Origin of the sequence: Maribacter sp. MMG018 (genome assembly GCF_018100785.1) — a bacterium.
Taxonomy (GTDB): Bacteria; Bacteroidota; Bacteroidia; order Flavobacteriales; family Flavobacteriaceae; genus Maribacter.
Map to the genome: position 1 here is coordinate 1,312,926 of NZ_JAGJEC010000002.1, position 16,832 is coordinate 1,329,757.

Sequence of the window (16,832 nt, forward strand, 5' to 3'; positions counted from 1 at the left end):
AAGATTTTAATTCCCCAAGATTAATTTCGCTTGGCTATTTTTTTGCTTAATTTTGTAAATCAAATTTAAGTAAAAATTAAGTTTGTTTAATCAAAAACATATCAACATTGCTGTATGGCAATTATCACCCTTACTACCGATTTTGGATTAAAGGACCACTTTGTGGGTGTATTAAAAGGCTCTATCTATAGTCAACTTCCAGATGTTCAAATTGTTGACATTTCACATGATATAGCACCTTTCAACATTCATGAATGTGCCTACATTTTAAAGAATTCCTATAACAGCTTTCCAAAGGGCACGATCCATATCGTAGGGGTAGACTCAGAAGCTACACAAGAAAACAAACATGTAGTTGCTTTGGTCAACGGTCATTATTTTATTAGTGCCAATACAGGGGTGATCGGTCTAATTACCTCTGAAATTAAACCTGAAAAGGTTGTTGAAATCAATATTCCAGACCCTATACACGGGTCGTTCCCCGTATTGAGTGTTTTTATACAAGTTGCCTGCCATATTGCCCGTGGCGGTACTTTAGAGGTAGTAGGAAAACCATTTTCAGAACTAAAAAACCTTAGGGAATTCTCGCCCCGAATTGTTGAAGACGGCAAAAAAATCGTGGGCAGTGTTATCTATATAGACAATTATGGCAATGTTGTTACCAGCATTCAAAAAAAGCTGTTCGAAACCCATAGAAAGGGTCGAGAATTTGAATTATTGGTCAGAAATCATAAGATCAAGCAAATACATACTGCCTATAGCGATATCATAGATTACTCTGTTGATAAAAACAGAAGAAAGGGTGATGGCGACCTACTTGCATTGTTCAACTCTTCCGAGTATATAGAATTGGCCATCTATAAAAGTAATTTGGCCACCGTAGGTGGTGCATCCACTCTTTTGGGGCTCGATTACAGAGATACCATTATCATTGATTTTTATTGACGATGTTGGTTCAAAAACAGTATTAGATAGAGCACCTACCCCAATCAATAAGCGTTAAACTTTCAATTTTCGTTATTGTTATGATAGTTAATAACTCTTGCCACTAGGGCACCTTCTTACTTTTTAACCTTGATATTATGGCGCTTTTACCCATAAATTCAAGACCTTTGACTGTTAATAAGTTTGTTTCCTATAAATAACCATTTCAAATATCTTTGTTTGACGGTTTAAGGTACATTTAGAACAGTACCTTTAAAAGAAATAAGAAACGGCTTATCCCATTTATAATAAACCAAAGAACAACTAATGAAATTTATTGTCTCGAGCACGTATTTATTAAAGCAACTTCAAATATTAGGGGGAGTTATAAACAATAGTAACACCTTACCTATTTTAGACAATTTTCTTTTTGACCTTAATAAGGATAAACTAACAGTATCCGCTTCGGATCTAGAGACAACGATGAGTTCTGTTCTCAAGGTGGACTCCGATAACGAAGGCACCATTGCGGTACCTGCCAGGTTACTGCTAGACACCTTAAAAACTTTTCCGGAACAGCCACTTACCTTTATTGTAGCTGACAATAATACCGTTGAGATAAGCTCTAATCACGGTAAGTACGCATTGGCCTATGCCGATGGGGCCGAATTTCCGAAGGCGGTGGAACTTTCAAGTCCAAGTTCTACCACTATACTTGGCGATATACTTGCCACAGCGATCAACAAAACCATTTTCGCGGCGGGCAACGACGACCTAAGACCGGTAATGAGCGGAGTGTTCTTTCAGTTTTCTCCCGAGAATCTAACATTTGTAGCCACAGACGCCCATAAATTGGTTAAATACCAAAGAGAAGATGTAACCGCCTCTGAGGTTGCCGAATTTATTATGCCAAAGAAGCCATTAACATTGCTTAAAGGAATTTTGGCCGGTAGCGAATCAGATGTTCTTATCGAATACAATGAGAGCAATGCAAAATTCACTTTTGACGATACCGAACTGATCTGTAGATTAATAGACGGCAAGTATCCGAATTACGAAGCGGTAATCCCAAAAGAGAACCCCAATAAATTGACCATTGCCAGAAATCAATTTTTAAGTTCTGTAAAAAGGGTTTCCATATTTTCGAACAAGACCACACACCAGATTCGTTTAAAGATCGCGGGTGCGGAGCTCAATATTTCTGCAGAAGATATAGATTACTCCAACAAAGCGGAGGAACGTCTTACCTGTTCATATCAAGGGGACGATATGCAAATAGGTTTTAACTCAAGGTTTTTGACAGAAATGCTCAACAATCTAGGTTCTGACGAAGTTTCCCTAGAAATGAGTTTACCCAATAGAGCTGGTATACTTACCCCTATAGATGGTTTGGACGAGGGTGAAAACGTAACAATGTTGGTAATGCCGGTTATGCTGAACAACTAAAATTAAATCACGACATAAAAAAGAGTCCGTTTAACATAGTTTAAACGGACTCTTTTTGGTTTTATACTTTTGGCTTTTGTTCTATGTTCAAAAATAATGGCTTTACAACATAGTATGTTTGATCGCGGTTATTCAGGAAAAATCTTCAGCAGCCAATTCCCCTATTAATTTTTCCATCATTTCTACCCCTTTTTCCAACTGCTCTATAGTTATAAATTCATCTGCCCTATGCGCTTGTTCAATAGAACCCGGGCCACAGATAGCGGCATTAAAACCTTCATTGGCAAACTGGCCGGCTTCTGCGGCGTAAGAAACGGTATCTAATTTAGCATTGCCCGATATCTTTTTGATCAAACCAACAATATCATCATCGGCCTTGGTATCTAAATGGGGTACCGGTGGGTGATGCTCAACATTTTTTATCTCAAAACCTGGAAATATTTTCCGGTTCTTCTCTTCACGTTCTCTGCAAAATGCTTCAAACTCGGCCACAATACTGCTAATATCATCCTTTGGAATGGTACGTAAATCCCAATAAAAACTTGCTTTGTCCGCAATAACATTGGCGGCTATGCCCCCTTTTACCAAACCAATATGAATACTCGAATGTGGTGGATGAAAACGGTCGTCCAATTGTTTGTCCGCTATTAACCGGTCCATCTTTTGTTCCAACCAAAGAATCAGATGCATAGCTTCGTGAATGGCACTGATTTCTTGTTTAATGCGACTGCTATGCCCTGCAGAGCCATTTACATACGTTTCTAGAATATAAATACCTTTTTGCCCGACAATAGGTTCCATTAAAGAAGGCTCCCCAATAATGGCATATTTGGGAGTTTCGGTATAATAGGTATTTATATCGCGTGCCAATTCTGGAGCCGCCAAACACCCCACTTCTTCATCATAGGAAAAAGCAAAATAAATCGGTTTCTTTAAATCGGCCTTGATCATTTGTGGTAAAGCAGCCAAACAGCAAGCTAAAAAGCCCTTCATATCGCAAGAACCTCTTCCGTATAATTTTCCATCACCTTTATCCGTAAGTACAAAAGGGTCCGTAGACCATTCTTGCCCTTCTACCGGAACCACATCCGTATGTCCGGACAAAATAACACCACCATCGACAGCAGGTCCTATTCTACAGTGCAACGATGCCTTAGTACCTTCTTCATTGGGCACCAATTTTGTTTCGACGCCATGCGACTCAATATATTCTTTGATCCAATGAATGATACTTAAATTACTCTCACCCCCTAATACAGGAAACGCAACTAGTTTTTCTAGAATACTCTCAACGGTCATATTTAACTATAATTTGTTGCTACTGCGACAATCAATACTAAAAAAGAAATTAGCAGCAGACATATTAGTACTGGAAATATAAAACGGATCCATCTATCGATGGGCACGCGACACATACTTAACATTGCGATCAAACCACCTAAAGTCGGGTTGACCAAGTTTGACAGCCCATCCCCTATCTGAAAAGCCAATATGGTTATTTGTCGCGATAAACCCAACGACTCTCCCAATGGCAGCATTACGGGCAACGTAGCCAATGCCTGCCCACTTCCCGATGGTATAAAAAAGTTGATTACCGACTGAGAAACCGCCATGCCAATGGCACTAACATACAATGGCAGCCCTTCTAAAACCAATGATAACTGATAAGAAATAGTATCACCTATATTTCCCATTTCCATTAGCACTTTTATAGAAGTCGCAAAACCTACCATAAAAGCACCCGGTGCGGCCAAACTTACCGATTTAAGAACCGTTTCGCTCAAGGTCGTAGCACTCATTCGAGACACTATACCGCATAACAATGCTATTATCAAGAATACCGCCGACAGTTCGTTAATAAACCAGTGCCAATTAAAAACCCCGTATAAAATGAATAAGAGCCCCACAATAAAAACAGAAATTACCATCTTGTTATTGGTGGTCAAATTGTATTCTTGAATAGGTTTTGACAATGCCAATTCTGACACATTAAGGCCTTTGGCAAGACTCTTACTCGGGTCTAACAGAATCTTTTTAAGGTACCTTACATTATAGTAGGCCATAATACCCAGGGCAGAAAAGCAAAGTATGCTTCTTAACAATGCCCCAGAAAACATTGGCAATTCTGAAATTTTGTGCCCCGTACCCACAGTATACGGGTTGATCGGCGAAAGCCCAAAACCAATGGTCATTGCCCCGACCGAAATACCAGCTGCCAAAATTAAATCTCCCCCTAAAGCAAGACTTAACACCGCTGCAATTGGCACCATTGCAATATTATTCTCATACCCCACGGTAACACCTAGAATACCATAAATAAAAGTCATGATAACAACTATAAGGTACTTGTTTTTAAGTCCTAATTTTTTCACGAGTGTACCCACAGTATTCTCAACGGCCTTAGACTTTTCCATTACCCCGAACATGATACCCCCGGCCAAAACAATAAAAATAATCTCTACAGCTGCCTTAAAGCCCAATGGCATAGCCCTAAACATATCGAAAAAACCAACAGGTGTAGAAGGTATGGTCTTATATGAATTGGGCACTACGGCATTTCTACCATCTACCATTACCCGCTCATATGCGCCCGCCGGCAAAATATAGGTCAATATGGTTACCAGAACGATGATACAGAACAACACTGTGATCGCATGTGGAATTTGTTTAAAAAAAGATAGAAATTTAGAACTCGATTTAGTCATGAATTTTATTAGGCCCAGTAATTTTTTGTAAAAAAATCACCAGAATTGCTAAAGCACGGTCAAGTAGTAAACCCAACACTCAAATATAAATATATACGACCAAATACATTTTTTTATTTCTTCAAAACTTTACGCTATTTTTTAAGAAAAATGCAATACACAGATAAAAGGGCAATCAAAAAAAAGCAAAAGAGCCGCCAAATATGGCAGCTCTTCATCTCAAATTTTATATGGTAAATTATATAAATTTAATGGTACCAAAGTAACTGGGCGACTCTCCGTTACTTGCCCTAAAAGCATTTACTGCAGGCATTACGATAGATAAAACACCTGCAAATATCAATAGTAAAATTCCTAACCCAAACAATAGAATACCCGGTATGCCTATGATCAAATAGACGATTAAACTTAATTGAAAGTTTATTATAGATCTACCATGCTCGTTCATATCCATAACAGAATCTTTGGTCGTTAACCAAATCACAAGTGGCACTACGAGCCCTCCAAATCCTGTTACAAAATCTAAATATTGAGACAAATGTGTAATGACCAAAAGATTTCGGTCTTCACGTACTGCGGCTGTGTTTTTATTTACTAGTTCCATTTTTTGATTGATTTAATGATGTTACCTATAAGACGCACAAAAAAGGAAAATGTTACAGTATACAGAACAAAAAACCCTGTAAGACGCTATCTTACAGGGTTTTTACCTATTAAAACATAAAAGCTTATAATTTTCGCTGTAACTTTACCAGCTTTTCTTTTTTCTTGGTAATACCTACTTTTAACTTACTTATCTTCTTTTCGGTTTTTTCAATATCATTTGGAGACAATTTACCTTTAATTTTATCTACCTCCATTTTGTCGCTGATCTTCGTCAACTTTTTTTCATCCTTATCAATACCCTTCTTCACCGAGCTAATCTTCTTGTTGAGTTTTTCGTACTTCTTATTCGCTTTTTCTATTTTTTTTTGGGCTTTCTTTTCCGCTTTTGCCTCTTTTTCGGCTGCTTCTACTTTCTTCTTTATTTCTTCAGCTTCTATCTTGGCCTGTTCGGCCTCTGAAATCATTTCTTTTTGAATCACGCTCTCTTCTTCTTGCTCTTGCGCGAACGAACAGGTCGTTACTCCAATAAGAAATACTAAAAACGGCAATAAACGCATTTTCATAATAATAAATTTTATAGTTAATGGATCGCGAAGTTAGTTATTTTTGATATCCTGATCATAGATGGGTTTCTATTTTTTGAAGCCCTGTACAAAAGAAACATCTACATGTTTTTGCCTATTTTTGCAAAAACTTTCAAATGGTTCCTAACGACACTATTATTGCATTGGCAACACCTGCTGGCCCTGGGGCAATTGCAGTAATTAGGCTATCGGGTACAGATGCCATATCTATTAGCGATCTGTTGTTCAGATCTGTCAGGGGCAAGAATTTACAAAAACAAAAATCGCATACCGTTCATTTAGGTCATATAGTCGAGGGAGAAAAGGTATTGGACGAGGTATTGGCCACCGTCTTTAAGGGCCCTAATTCATATACAGGAGAAAACGTAGTAGAAATCTCTTGCCATGGATCACCCTACATTCAGCAACAGATCATTCAATTGTTTCTAAGAAACGGCTGTCGTATGGCCGATGCCGGCGAATTTACACTCAGGGCATTCTTAAATGGCAAAATGGATTTGAGCCAGGCCGAGGCCGTTGCCGATCTTATTGCCAGTGATAATGCCGCAAGCCACCAGATAGCAATGCAGCAAATGCGGGGTGGATTTAGCAACGAGATTAAAAAATTAAGGGAAGAGCTATTGAACTTTGCCTCTTTGATCGAGCTTGAACTTGATTTTTCGGAAGAAGATGTGGAGTTTGCCGACCGCACCCAGTTCAACCAATTACTGGAAAGAATACAGAAAGTACTAAAAGGACTCATTGATTCTTTTGCCGTAGGAAACGTGATTAAAAACGGTATACCCGTGGCCATCGTAGGCGAACCCAATGTGGGAAAATCTACCTTGCTCAATGCATTTTTAAACGAAGAACGGGCCCTAGTATCCGATATTGCGGGTACCACTCGCGATACCATAGAAGACGAAATCTCTATAGGGGGCATCGGATTTCGGTTTATAGATACTGCCGGCATACGCGAAACCGAAGATGTTGTTGAAGGCATGGGCATTAAACGGACCTTTGAAAAGATAGAACAGGCCCAAGTGGTCTTGTTTCTTGTTGATGGGCCTAAAATTTTAAGCGATGCGACCAAACTAAACAACATCGCTATCGACTTTGAGAAAATTAAGAACAAAAATCCTCAAAAGCCTCTACTATTATTGGTGAATAAGTCGGATACCCTTTCTGAAGAAGACAAAAACAAGCTTAACGCCCAATTGCAGACCGTTGACTATATTTCGGCCAAAACAGGCGAAGGTGTAGAGACCCTACAAAAAAAGTTATTGGAATTTGTTAATACCGGAAGGCTGGGCAAAAATGAGACCATCATAACCAATACGAGGCATTATGATGCCCTTATTCAAGCCTTGGAGGCGATAGAAAAAGTACAATTCGGCATTACCGAAGAGCTATCTAGCGACCTTATGGCGATCGATGTACGAGAAGCCCTTTACCACCTTGGTGAGATTACGGGGCAAGTAACCAACGACGAGTTGCTGGGCAATATATTCGCAAATTTCTGCATCGGGAAGTAATAAGGTCAAACAACATCTTATTAAAGCCTAATAAAAAGATGCTTATAAGATTTTGGTTTCTTTTTATTGGATGAGAAGTGTTGTTTATAGACATGCGGGCCTACGCTACATCACATCTTTTAAGGGCTGATCATGGCGACCGCTTTCTTGCCACCCACTTGCTAAAAAAAGGTATCGGTTTAAAGTATACCCAAGAACTATTACACCGCTCAAAGTCCTAAAAAACAATGATCCAACCCCGTGTTGCACAAAAAGATGTATTACAGGTATAAAGTACGTTGAACATTGCCGTAAAAAAATAACGACACCCGCTAAGCGAGAACAAAATGTCTCGATAGCCCGGCCCAAAAAAGGATAAAAGTGTAAATTAGGGGTGATATAACAAGTTAGGCGCAATGTAACAAAACCTCCTTTCCTTCGTCTTCTATTAAACTAATCAAATAAAGATGTTGGAAAAATCCTCCGAACGTAAAAAAACTTGGAAAACTATTCTAATTTTCCTAGCAATTGTAACAATTATTAGTACACCTTTTCATTATGCGATTGTTAATTTATATCCTTCACGAATATACGTTGGCGCACTTATGTGGTGTCCAGCATTAGCTGCAATTATCACAATGAAATTAAAAGGAAGATCAATTTCTTCCTTAAATTGGAATTGGTCAAACTGGAAATATATTCGCTTGTCTTATTTTATTCCTTCATTATATGCTTTAATTACTTATTTACTTATCTGGATTTTGGGATTTGGAGGTTTAGCTAATAAAGAAGCAATTACAGATTGGGCAAAAGAACTTGGATTGGTTGGAATAGGAACATTAAACCCAACGTCAATAATAATCATAGCTGTTATCTTGTTAGGAACTGTTGGAGTAATAAGGGCAGCAGCAACGGTTTTAGGAGAGGAAATAGGGTGGCGAGGATTTTTAATCTATGAATTAAGAAAGGTTCTTTCTTTTACCGGTGTTTCACTTTTTGCCGGATTTATTTGGGCATTCTGGCATTGGCCAATATTGCTGTATTACAGCAAAAATGTTACTTTGGAATTTATAACTTTTTTCGTTTTTGTAATTTCTATGTCATTTATTATGACTTACTATACTTTTAAATCTAAAAGTTTATGGCCAGCAGTAATATTTCATTCAGTAAGCAATGTTTTTATTCAGAAAATATTCCCTCCTTTAACATCAAAAATTGAAGGAACAGAACATTGGCTTGGTGAAAATGGAATAATGTTTGCGATTGTGACTTGTGTTTTTGGAATATACTTTTGGAGAAAAGCAATAAAAGAAAAGTTGTAAAAAAAACACAGCGCCTAACAACGTGTATAATTCATTGCTGGTTATAGCCTACTTACGAAAGTCCTCGCGGACTTTCTATATGTGTTTTATTTGCTAATTTTAGTGCTTAAACACGCAACGATCTCATACACAAATCCGTTAGCCACAATTAGAAACAGGCTCTTTTGCAGCCATTGAGTTTTCTAAAATGCTTATTGCTTGATTCAGTTCCGATATCATTTCAAGGTCTGCTTCTGTATCGGGTATAGGTCTATCGCCTCTCGTATTTCTTACAATTAAAGAATTATCAATAAAACTTCGTTCAGCCTTTTCTCTCATTTCTTTTAGTATTCTTATTGTTCTTTCCATAATAAAATTAACTGTGGCTAACACAAAATATAGTGAATAGCCGATTAAACATTTGTTTTTAAAGCCGAAATTTAGTGGTGTCGGCTACTCACCATATTCAAACCGTTGTGCATAATATCGACAAACAAAACGCTGAATGAAAAAAACTACAATCTTAATTGCAATATTTCTTCTAATCGGAATTAAAATCAATGCGCAGGAATTGACTTGCTCGGATTTTAAAAATGGAAATTTCTATGTTCCAGCGGATAATGAAACAATTCTGCCTTATAAAATAATTCGAAATGGAAATCAACAAACTGAAATAGTTGAAGACCCAGAAAATATTCTTGGAACGGATTATAATAAAACTGCTTACGAGATAATTGAATGGATTGATGACTGTACTTATCGACTCAAGTATGACGAATCAAAAATGGAATTGACCGAATATCAAAAATTCTTGAATGACAATAACGGAGTTTTAAATGAATTGGTAAAAATAGAAGGAAAATGTTTCTATTTTAAATCAACATTAAGTGTTAATGGAGAAACACAACAAATGACTGGGAAAATATGCAAAGAATAAAATACTATGCACAACACCGTGTATAATTAATGGCTAGTTAGAGCCTACTTACGAAAATCCTCGCGGATTTTCTATTCGGTTTTTATTTGCTAAATTAAGTGCTTAAACACGCCACAAATCATACACAAACACGTTGCCATTAATTTTAACCAACGAATGAATAAAACAATAATTTTTCTACTGCTGACTATTCTGACTTCTAGTTGCACGGACATAAATCAAACTGAAAATACGATTGCACGTATTGAAAGTCTGCAAGCGGAAAATGACAGCCTGAAAACAATTTTAGCGGACATAAATAACAAATACGTATTTGATAGTATCTCTTTAAGAGACATTCCGAATTATAAAAATACTTACAAGATGAATACGGATGTTCAAGGCGAAATTGTTTTTGTTGGTTATAATCGAAATAAAAAAACCAATGTGATTATAGTTGACAGTATTTCATACAATCCAAAAGTTCTATATAATCCAGACACTCTGAAAATGAAAAAAGGTGGATTTCAATACAAAAAGAAAATCGATGCCGACAGAGTTTATATGAAAATGCTAGTCGAAACTAAAAATGATTATGGAAAAGAATACGAAGGAATATCAAGTAGCGCAATTCAAGCGAAAAAAAACTAATGGCAACAATGTATAACCGCAATTACGGCGGATTCGACTACGTCCAAATCCACTCGGAATTGCTAAAGTCTGTGCAAAACCAAAAATTAACGCATATTAACCCGTAACTGACGGTTATACGAGACCGTTGTAGCACATTATGACCAAACAACAAAATTAAAAAAATGAATGAAATTGAATTACTAAAAGAACTAATAGAGGCAAAAAGAATAGCGCACGACCTACAGTTAAGAATTGACATTTGGACCAATGATGCTGAAAGAATTCGTTTTGTTCAAGAATTGGAAAATATAAGTGCTCAAGTTGAGAACTTGGAAGCCCAAATAGTAGAAGTCGAGGACAAACGATATAGCAGAGAAGCGAAAGCAAGTATGATTGACCAATTGGAACGCTATATAACTGAAATTAATAAAGCAAATCCACGTTTAAATCTTTCTCGAAATCAAGGACTAATAATTGAAAACGAATTGTTTTCTGGAATTGTAAGAGATATAAATTACTTAGTCACTGACCGAGTTTTCGGAATTCATATTCCAGCATATTTAAAGTATACAACAAACCCAGACGATTCTGTTAGTATTCCAGAATTAACAGATTTTTTACGCAATGAAATTAATATTTTAAGAGAAATTGAATCGCCAAATTATCTAATACTTTGGCAATATAAAGACCAATTAATTGACCGTATAAGAGCACAATTCATTGAATAAAAAGTATTCCTCAAATCATTATAGCTAAATAGACAAAATAAAAGAATGGGAGATGATTTTAAAGAATTTCCGACCTTTTCCCAAGCAAAAAAATTCGTAGAGAAATTAAATAAAGCGGAATGGCCGGAATTTGAAGAAAGTGATAATGTAGACAATTACATTTCAAAAGTTGAGAAAATTCTTTTTCAAGACTTTGAAATTTTACCTGATATTCTAAAAAGATTTAAACCTAAAGAATTCCCACTTCCAATATTCAGAGCTCGTGAATTAAAGGACTTTAAGAATATTAATTTATTTTCGGAACATAGTTATCCGCCTGCAAATTTTGTTGGCTTTAATAGATGTAATTTTCCAAAAAGCCCAGTTTTCTATTGCTCAGATAATCCATTGACTGCACTAACCGAAGTAATACGAAACGGAAATCACAAAGAAAGAAAATTTTGCGTATCTAAATGGGAAATAATAGATATAGAACAAGAGTTTGTATTTCAGACTTTCTTGCACAGTGAGTTAGATAATGAAAATGTTTTTGCGTTTTTAAAACAGGCTGAATTAGAACAATTAGACCAACCATTTGATAATAAATTAGGAGAAGACAAAAAAGCAGGACTTGCTGAACTGATTAAATTTCTACACAATTCTTTTATCAAAGACAATAATTATTCTTTATCAGCAAGTTTGGCTCATAGAACACTCAATGCGAAACATAATTTAGCAACTGACATATTGATGTACCCAAGTGTTCAAACAAAATATAAAGGTGTGAATATGGCAATTCATCCAAATTTTGTTGATAATATGATGAGAGTACAAAGGTTTTACATTATTGAAATTGAAAACTACAGTATTGATTCAGGAAAATTCGAAATAACTATTTCAAAATATGCTGATATAGTAAAGAATAGAATTTATTGGAGAGATATAAAACCAGAAGATGAATTGTACCGAAAATACTTAATTAAGGATTTTAAACATATAATGGAACAAGGTTTTACTTGGAAGTTCAACGAAATAAAAAAATAACGTGCTACAACAATGGCTATAAGTAATTGCTTATTCTCGCCTACTTCTGAAAATCCTTGCGGATTTTCAATTTGGTGTGTAATTGCAAAGTTAAGTGCTAACCCACGCAACTACTCATAGCCGAGACCGTTGTGCGTCATATGAGAAAAACTACAAATGAATAAAAATTTGAATTTGATTTACCTAATATTTTTTTTGACGCTGAACTTTTCTTGTGTTGAAAAGGAAGAAGCCGATAAAGAAAAAAACAAAACTGAATTGGTAGGTAATTCTAACGCTGATACTTTAAAATTTAATAATGGAATTAGTTCAATTTTCCAAGATAGTAAAGGAAATTATTGGTATGGAAGTCGTCAAGAAGGAGTAGCTTTATTTGACGGACAAACCTACACCTATTTTACAACTAACAAGGGTTTGCCAGATAATCAGATTCGTTCAATAAAGGAAGATAACAATGGGAATATTTGGTTTGAAACAGCAAATGGAATTAGTAGTTATGACGGAAAGAGAATCGCAAATCATACTATAATTGAAAATGCAATCTCGCAAAATGAGTGGACAAAAACTTCCAACGACCTTTGGTTTAGTGCAGGAAATAAGGAAGGAGTATATAAATATGACGGTAAAAGATTGAATTATTTAGCTTTTCCCAAACCAAAAGTCATTAATCCCAACAATTTATATTCTGTGACAAGTATCTCAGAAGGAAAAAATGATATACTTTGGTTTGGTACTTACGCAGGTGTTTTTGGCTATAATGGAAGTGATTTTATAATTATCAATGATGAAACTCTCGAACTTGATATTGAAACAGAACCACTACATATTCGAAGTATTTTTGAAGACTCAAAAGGCAGATTATGGATTGGAAATAATGGAATTGGCGTATTATTGAGAGACGCTGATACGATTATTAATTTTTCGGAAAAGAATAATCTAATTCACCCAACAAGTTCAAGAAGAGGAGATAAGTCACAACCAGGTACACTTGAGCACGTTTTTGCGATTGAGGAGGATGGAAAGGGAAATATCTGGTTTGGAGATAGAGATACAGGAGTTTGGAAATATGATGGTGATAATATTAAGAATTACACCGACAGTTTAGGGCAATCGAATGGTTTCGTTCATAGTATTTACAAAGATAATGATGATGAATTGTGGTTTGTACTGACTAATGGTGATGTATATAAATTCAATGGAAAAATATTTAACAGGGAATTTTAAAAAAATACGAACGCACAACAATGGCTATACGTAATGCGGGCTAGTATACTGATATGAAAGTAATTACATTAAATAAACTAACTGTTAAACGGAAAGAGAAGTGCCTTGAAATCCCGCACTACGCATAGCCGAGACCGTTGTGCAACATTTGACTAAAATTAGAATAGATGACTAAATACCAGAAATACAAATTGATAATTCTATCTGCTTTTTGCTTTTTCCTATTGTTGATATTTTGGAATTATTCCTCGAACGGCAGATATACTATGAGAGAAGAAAGCTTAATAATATTGGACACTAAAACTGGTACTATGTACATACCATCTGGAAAAAAATATTTAGAGTTAAAGGACTTCACAGAAAGATAGATTCATCAATTATGAAAAAAATTATACTTCTTTCTCTAGTTGCATTATTTTATTGCTCTTGCAACAAATCGACATCAACGGACAAGGAACCCGAAAAATCACAGACTGAATTGGATTACGAAATAGCAGATATGTTTTTAGAATTTGATGCGGAAAAAATTGGACTGATTTCTATTATCAAAGACATTCCACAAGAAAAAGCCAATTCAGTATTAAGAGATTATTTAGCAAAAACATTTCGTTCAACTATTCAAGCAATGGAAGACCCAAGTTATGTTGTAAAAGTGATTGACACCATAGCTAATGAGAATGATTTACCGAAAAAATTAACTGCGTCAATAATTTTCAGTTATCAGTACGAGATGATAACAAGAGATGAAATTATTGAGGATTATCAAGATGAAATGTTAGACTACCAAAATGAAGTAGACCAATATTAGTCATGGGAAAGCTACATTTGACAATAAAGGTAATTTTAATAATCCTTTTTTTGAGTTGCTTACTAAATTGGGAATATGGCTATTACCAATTGGTTAGATTTTTAGGAATGGTAGGTTTTGGAGTTTTAGCCTATTACAATTATAAAATAAATCAAATCTGGTTTTTAATTTGGCTATCATCGGCTGTTTTAATTAATCCGATTTTTAAAATCGCTCTTGGACGAGAACTATGGAATTTAATTGATATTATTTGGGCGATTTTGCTATTAATTTCAATATTTACCGACAAACAAAAGGAACTAAAAACATAAAAAACGTTGCACAACAATGGCTATAAGTAATTGCTTGTTTTCGCCTACTTCTGAAATTCCTCACGGATTTTCAGTTTGGTGTGTACTTGCAAAGTTAAGTGTTAAACCACGCAACTACTCATAGCCGAGACCGTTAGGCATAATTTTGAAAATGGAAAAATCTGAACTTTGGATAAAAGTTGACAAGATTCTTTGGGAAGATTGGGATCCAATTGGAGTGAATGATAATGGAGCACCTGATGATGAATATAGAGGTTATATACCTTCCATCATTAAACTGATAATAGTGGATGCTGACGAATCGAAAATCACAAAACTTCTGCATCAACATGCCAATATGAATATGGGATTAAGCACCAACGTAGCTGACCATGCTGAAATTGCTAGAAAATTAAAAAATTTGACAAATTGAAAGAATCAGAAACAATTTCTTGGATTTTTATGGCTACTGCGATAGCTTCCGAAACTGAACCAACAGATTTCAACGGAATTTCAATCATTGCAGATGGAATTAATCATGCAATACCTACTCATAAAGAAATGCAAACATCAATTTCTTGGTTATTTGATAAAGGACTTGTTAGTAAACATGGAAAAAAATATACGTTGACACCTGAGGGAAAAAGTGAATATAAAAACGCTACTGAAACGACAAATACTCTGTTAAAAATCTGGGGAAATTTGGAAGAAAAATTAAAAACGTATGCCTAACACTGGCTATAATTCAGCTTTACCTCTTTGCTATTTTGAAAAATATTAACTTTAAAACAGCCTGATTTCTATCTTGAAAAATCCTAACGGATTTCCCAAGCCGAAATCATAGCCTAACCGTTGTAAGCAATTTGAGAAAACCGCAAAAAAGCTACTAATCTAAAATGAGACTAAACGAATACTTAGCTGACCGACTGAAAGAAGTTTTTACAGAAGGTAAATGGGTCTTAGGCACAAATTTCAAGGAACAAATAATTGACCTTGATTGGAAACAAGCAACTCAAAAAATAGATGACTTCAACACAATTGCTGATTTGACTTTTCACATTGATTACTATATTGCTGGAGTGGCAAACGTTCTTAAAGGCGGAGCACTTGATATTCGAGATAAATATAGTTTTGATTGCCCACCAATAGAATCTGAACAAGATTGGAAAGATTTAGTAAATAAGTTTTGCCTTGACTCGGAAGAATTTATTGAACTTGTCAAAAATATGACTGAGGAAAAAATATTATCGGACTTTGTAGATAAAAAATACGGTACTTTTTACAGGAATTTTGACGCAATGATAGAACATACTTATTATCATCTTGGACAAATAATATTAATAAAAAAACGAATCAAATAAAAACTGCTTACAACAATGGCTATAAGTAATTGCTTGTTCTCGCCTACTTCTGAAAATCCTCGCGGATTTTCAGTTTGGTGTGTACTTGCAAAGTTAAGTGCTAAACCACGCAACTACTCATAGCCGAAACCGTTGTGCAACATATGGACATGAGAAAATTTTTGATTATTTCAATTATACTATTATACTACGGTTGCAAAGAACAATCGATAAAAAGCTATGAAGATTATAATGAGCAGGACTTTGTTGAAGTGCAAGGACTTATAATTAAAGTTGAAAAGGAATTTGCCTATCAGAACAGAAAAGTGGACGTAACATACATCTACAATTTAGAAAAGGATAAACCTACCGTTGGACATGAAAAGAATACTCCATTTATCCCTATGGCTGGACAACCTAAAGTAATTTTGGTACATAAATATGAGGAAAATGTGACCTTTTTAGGTGGAAACACTTATGTAGAAGATGAAAACGATTTGATAAAAAAATACTTGGAAAAGAGCGCCCGATTTGGTGTTGAATATTACGGAGTTGACCAAAAAGAATTGGATTAATCAATACAGCGGGAAGTAAGGAAAAAATAAAATACGTTGCACAACAATGCCTAAACGTAATACGGGCTTTAGGGCTAAATCTAAAGGTCTGTGTATATTTATAATGTCGCTAAATCTTATGGATTTAGCTTTAGACAAGAAAAAATAAAACTAAACAATAAGCTTTAGCTACGTCGGCAGACGGAAACGAAAAGTTTCCTTGCCTCCGCACTACGCTTAGCCCAACCGTTAGCCCA

The 16,832-nt window shown here is 35.5% G+C and carries 20 protein-coding genes; 15 read left to right on the forward strand and 5 right to left on the reverse strand.

Annotated features, from left to right (window positions below; all coding sequences use genetic code 11):
- The first annotated feature begins 114 nt into the window (after positions 1–114).
- Entirely contained in the window at positions 115–945 is an 831-nt protein-coding gene (locus J8L85_RS14045) for an SAM-dependent chlorinase/fluorinase (RefSeq protein WP_211018175.1), read from the forward strand.
- A gap of 306 nt (positions 946–1,251) precedes the next feature.
- Entirely contained in the window at positions 1,252–2,370 is a 1,119-nt protein-coding gene (gene dnaN / locus J8L85_RS14050) for a DNA polymerase III subunit beta (protein ID WP_211018176.1), read from the forward strand.
- Between the two features lie 132 nt (positions 2,371–2,502).
- Here dnaN and argE read toward each other — a convergent pair whose 3' ends face one another.
- From argE to J8L85_RS14070, 4 genes are all read right to left on the reverse strand, one after another.
- Positions 2,503–3,669: an acetylornithine deacetylase gene (argE, locus tag J8L85_RS14055; protein ID WP_211018178.1), complete on the reverse strand. Its 1,167-nt coding sequence runs from the start codon at positions 3,667–3,669 to the stop codon at positions 2,503–2,505.
- Between the two features lie 2 nt (positions 3,670–3,671).
- Positions 3,672–5,075, reverse strand: a complete 1,404-nt coding sequence (locus J8L85_RS14060) for an AbgT family transporter (RefSeq protein WP_211018179.1) — start codon at positions 5,073–5,075, stop codon at positions 3,672–3,674.
- Between the two features lie 238 nt (positions 5,076–5,313).
- On the reverse strand, positions 5,314–5,679 hold the full coding sequence (locus J8L85_RS14065; protein WP_211018180.1) for a DUF4870 domain-containing protein: 366 nt from the start codon (positions 5,677–5,679) through the stop codon (positions 5,314–5,316).
- A gap of 124 nt (positions 5,680–5,803) precedes the next feature.
- Positions 5,804–6,244: a hypothetical protein gene (locus J8L85_RS14070; RefSeq protein ID WP_211018181.1), complete on the reverse strand. Its 441-nt coding sequence runs from the start codon at positions 6,242–6,244 to the stop codon at positions 5,804–5,806.
- A 137-nt stretch (positions 6,245–6,381) separates the two neighbouring features.
- Here J8L85_RS14070 and mnmE point away from each other — a divergent pair, with 137 nt between their 5' ends.
- Both mnmE and J8L85_RS14080 read left to right on the forward strand, forming a co-directional pair.
- The gene (gene mnmE, locus J8L85_RS14075; protein ID WP_211018182.1) at positions 6,382–7,779 is read left to right on the forward strand and encodes a tRNA uridine-5-carboxymethylaminomethyl(34) synthesis GTPase MnmE; all 1,398 of its coding nucleotides are present in this window, start codon (positions 6,382–6,384) and stop codon (positions 7,777–7,779) included.
- Between the two features lie 446 nt (positions 7,780–8,225).
- Positions 8,226–9,080, forward strand: a complete 855-nt coding sequence (locus J8L85_RS14080; protein ID WP_247656665.1) for a type II CAAX endopeptidase family protein — start codon at positions 8,226–8,228, stop codon at positions 9,078–9,080.
- A gap of 138 nt (positions 9,081–9,218) precedes the next feature.
- On the opposite strand, the gene J8L85_RS14085 is transcribed toward J8L85_RS14080, so the two are convergent.
- Complete coding sequence (locus J8L85_RS14085) at positions 9,219–9,428, reverse strand: hypothetical protein (RefSeq protein ID WP_211018183.1); 210 nt, start codon at positions 9,426–9,428, stop codon at positions 9,219–9,221.
- Positions 9,429–9,564: 136 nt separating this feature from the next.
- On the opposite strand from J8L85_RS14085, the gene J8L85_RS14090 reads away from it, so the two are divergent.
- The 11 genes from J8L85_RS14090 (at position 9,565) to J8L85_RS14140 (ending at position 16,596) form a co-directional block, all read left to right on the forward strand.
- Positions 9,565–9,996: a hypothetical protein gene (locus J8L85_RS14090; RefSeq protein ID WP_211018184.1), complete on the forward strand. Its 432-nt coding sequence runs from the start codon at positions 9,565–9,567 to the stop codon at positions 9,994–9,996.
- A gap of 156 nt (positions 9,997–10,152) precedes the next feature.
- Positions 10,153–10,626 carry a hypothetical protein gene (locus tag J8L85_RS14095; protein WP_211018186.1) on the forward strand — a complete coding sequence of 158 codons (474 nt, stop codon included), beginning with the start codon at positions 10,153–10,155 and terminating at the stop codon, positions 10,624–10,626.
- Positions 10,627–10,790: 164 nt separating this feature from the next.
- Positions 10,791–11,336 carry a hypothetical protein gene (locus J8L85_RS14100; RefSeq protein WP_211018188.1) on the forward strand — a complete coding sequence of 182 codons (546 nt, stop codon included), beginning with the start codon at positions 10,791–10,793 and terminating at the stop codon, positions 11,334–11,336.
- 45 nt (positions 11,337–11,381) lie between these two features.
- Positions 11,382–12,359: an RES domain-containing protein gene (locus tag J8L85_RS14105; protein ID WP_211018190.1), complete on the forward strand. Its 978-nt coding sequence runs from the start codon at positions 11,382–11,384 to the stop codon at positions 12,357–12,359.
- A 156-nt stretch (positions 12,360–12,515) separates the two neighbouring features.
- Positions 12,516–13,583: a two-component regulator propeller domain-containing protein gene (locus tag J8L85_RS14110; RefSeq protein WP_247656666.1), complete on the forward strand. Its 1,068-nt coding sequence runs from the start codon at positions 12,516–12,518 to the stop codon at positions 13,581–13,583.
- A 379-nt stretch (positions 13,584–13,962) separates the two neighbouring features.
- Positions 13,963–14,391 carry a hypothetical protein gene (locus tag J8L85_RS14115; protein ID WP_211018192.1) on the forward strand — a complete coding sequence of 143 codons (429 nt, stop codon included), beginning with the start codon at positions 13,963–13,965 and terminating at the stop codon, positions 14,389–14,391.
- 2 nt (positions 14,392–14,393) lie between these two features.
- Positions 14,394–14,702 (forward strand): DUF6804 family protein, encoded by a 309-nt coding sequence (locus J8L85_RS14120; RefSeq protein WP_211018194.1) that lies wholly within the window; start codon positions 14,394–14,396, stop codon positions 14,700–14,702.
- A 151-nt stretch (positions 14,703–14,853) separates the two neighbouring features.
- Positions 14,854–15,114 carry a hypothetical protein gene (locus J8L85_RS14125; protein ID WP_211018196.1) on the forward strand — a complete coding sequence of 87 codons (261 nt, stop codon included), beginning with the start codon at positions 14,854–14,856 and terminating at the stop codon, positions 15,112–15,114.
- Positions 15,111–15,413, forward strand: coding sequence for a hypothetical protein (locus tag J8L85_RS14130; protein WP_211018198.1), 303 nt, complete (start codon positions 15,111–15,113; stop codon positions 15,411–15,413). The genes J8L85_RS14125 and J8L85_RS14130 overlap by 4 nt, the downstream gene beginning before the upstream one ends.
- A 164-nt stretch (positions 15,414–15,577) precedes the next feature.
- Positions 15,578–16,042, forward strand: coding sequence for a DUF1572 domain-containing protein (locus tag J8L85_RS14135; RefSeq protein ID WP_211018200.1), 465 nt, complete (start codon positions 15,578–15,580; stop codon positions 16,040–16,042).
- A gap of 149 nt (positions 16,043–16,191) precedes the next feature.
- Complete coding sequence (locus J8L85_RS14140) at positions 16,192–16,596, forward strand: hypothetical protein (protein WP_211018202.1); 405 nt, start codon at positions 16,192–16,194, stop codon at positions 16,594–16,596.
- The last annotated feature ends 236 nt before the right edge of the window (positions 16,597–16,832 follow it).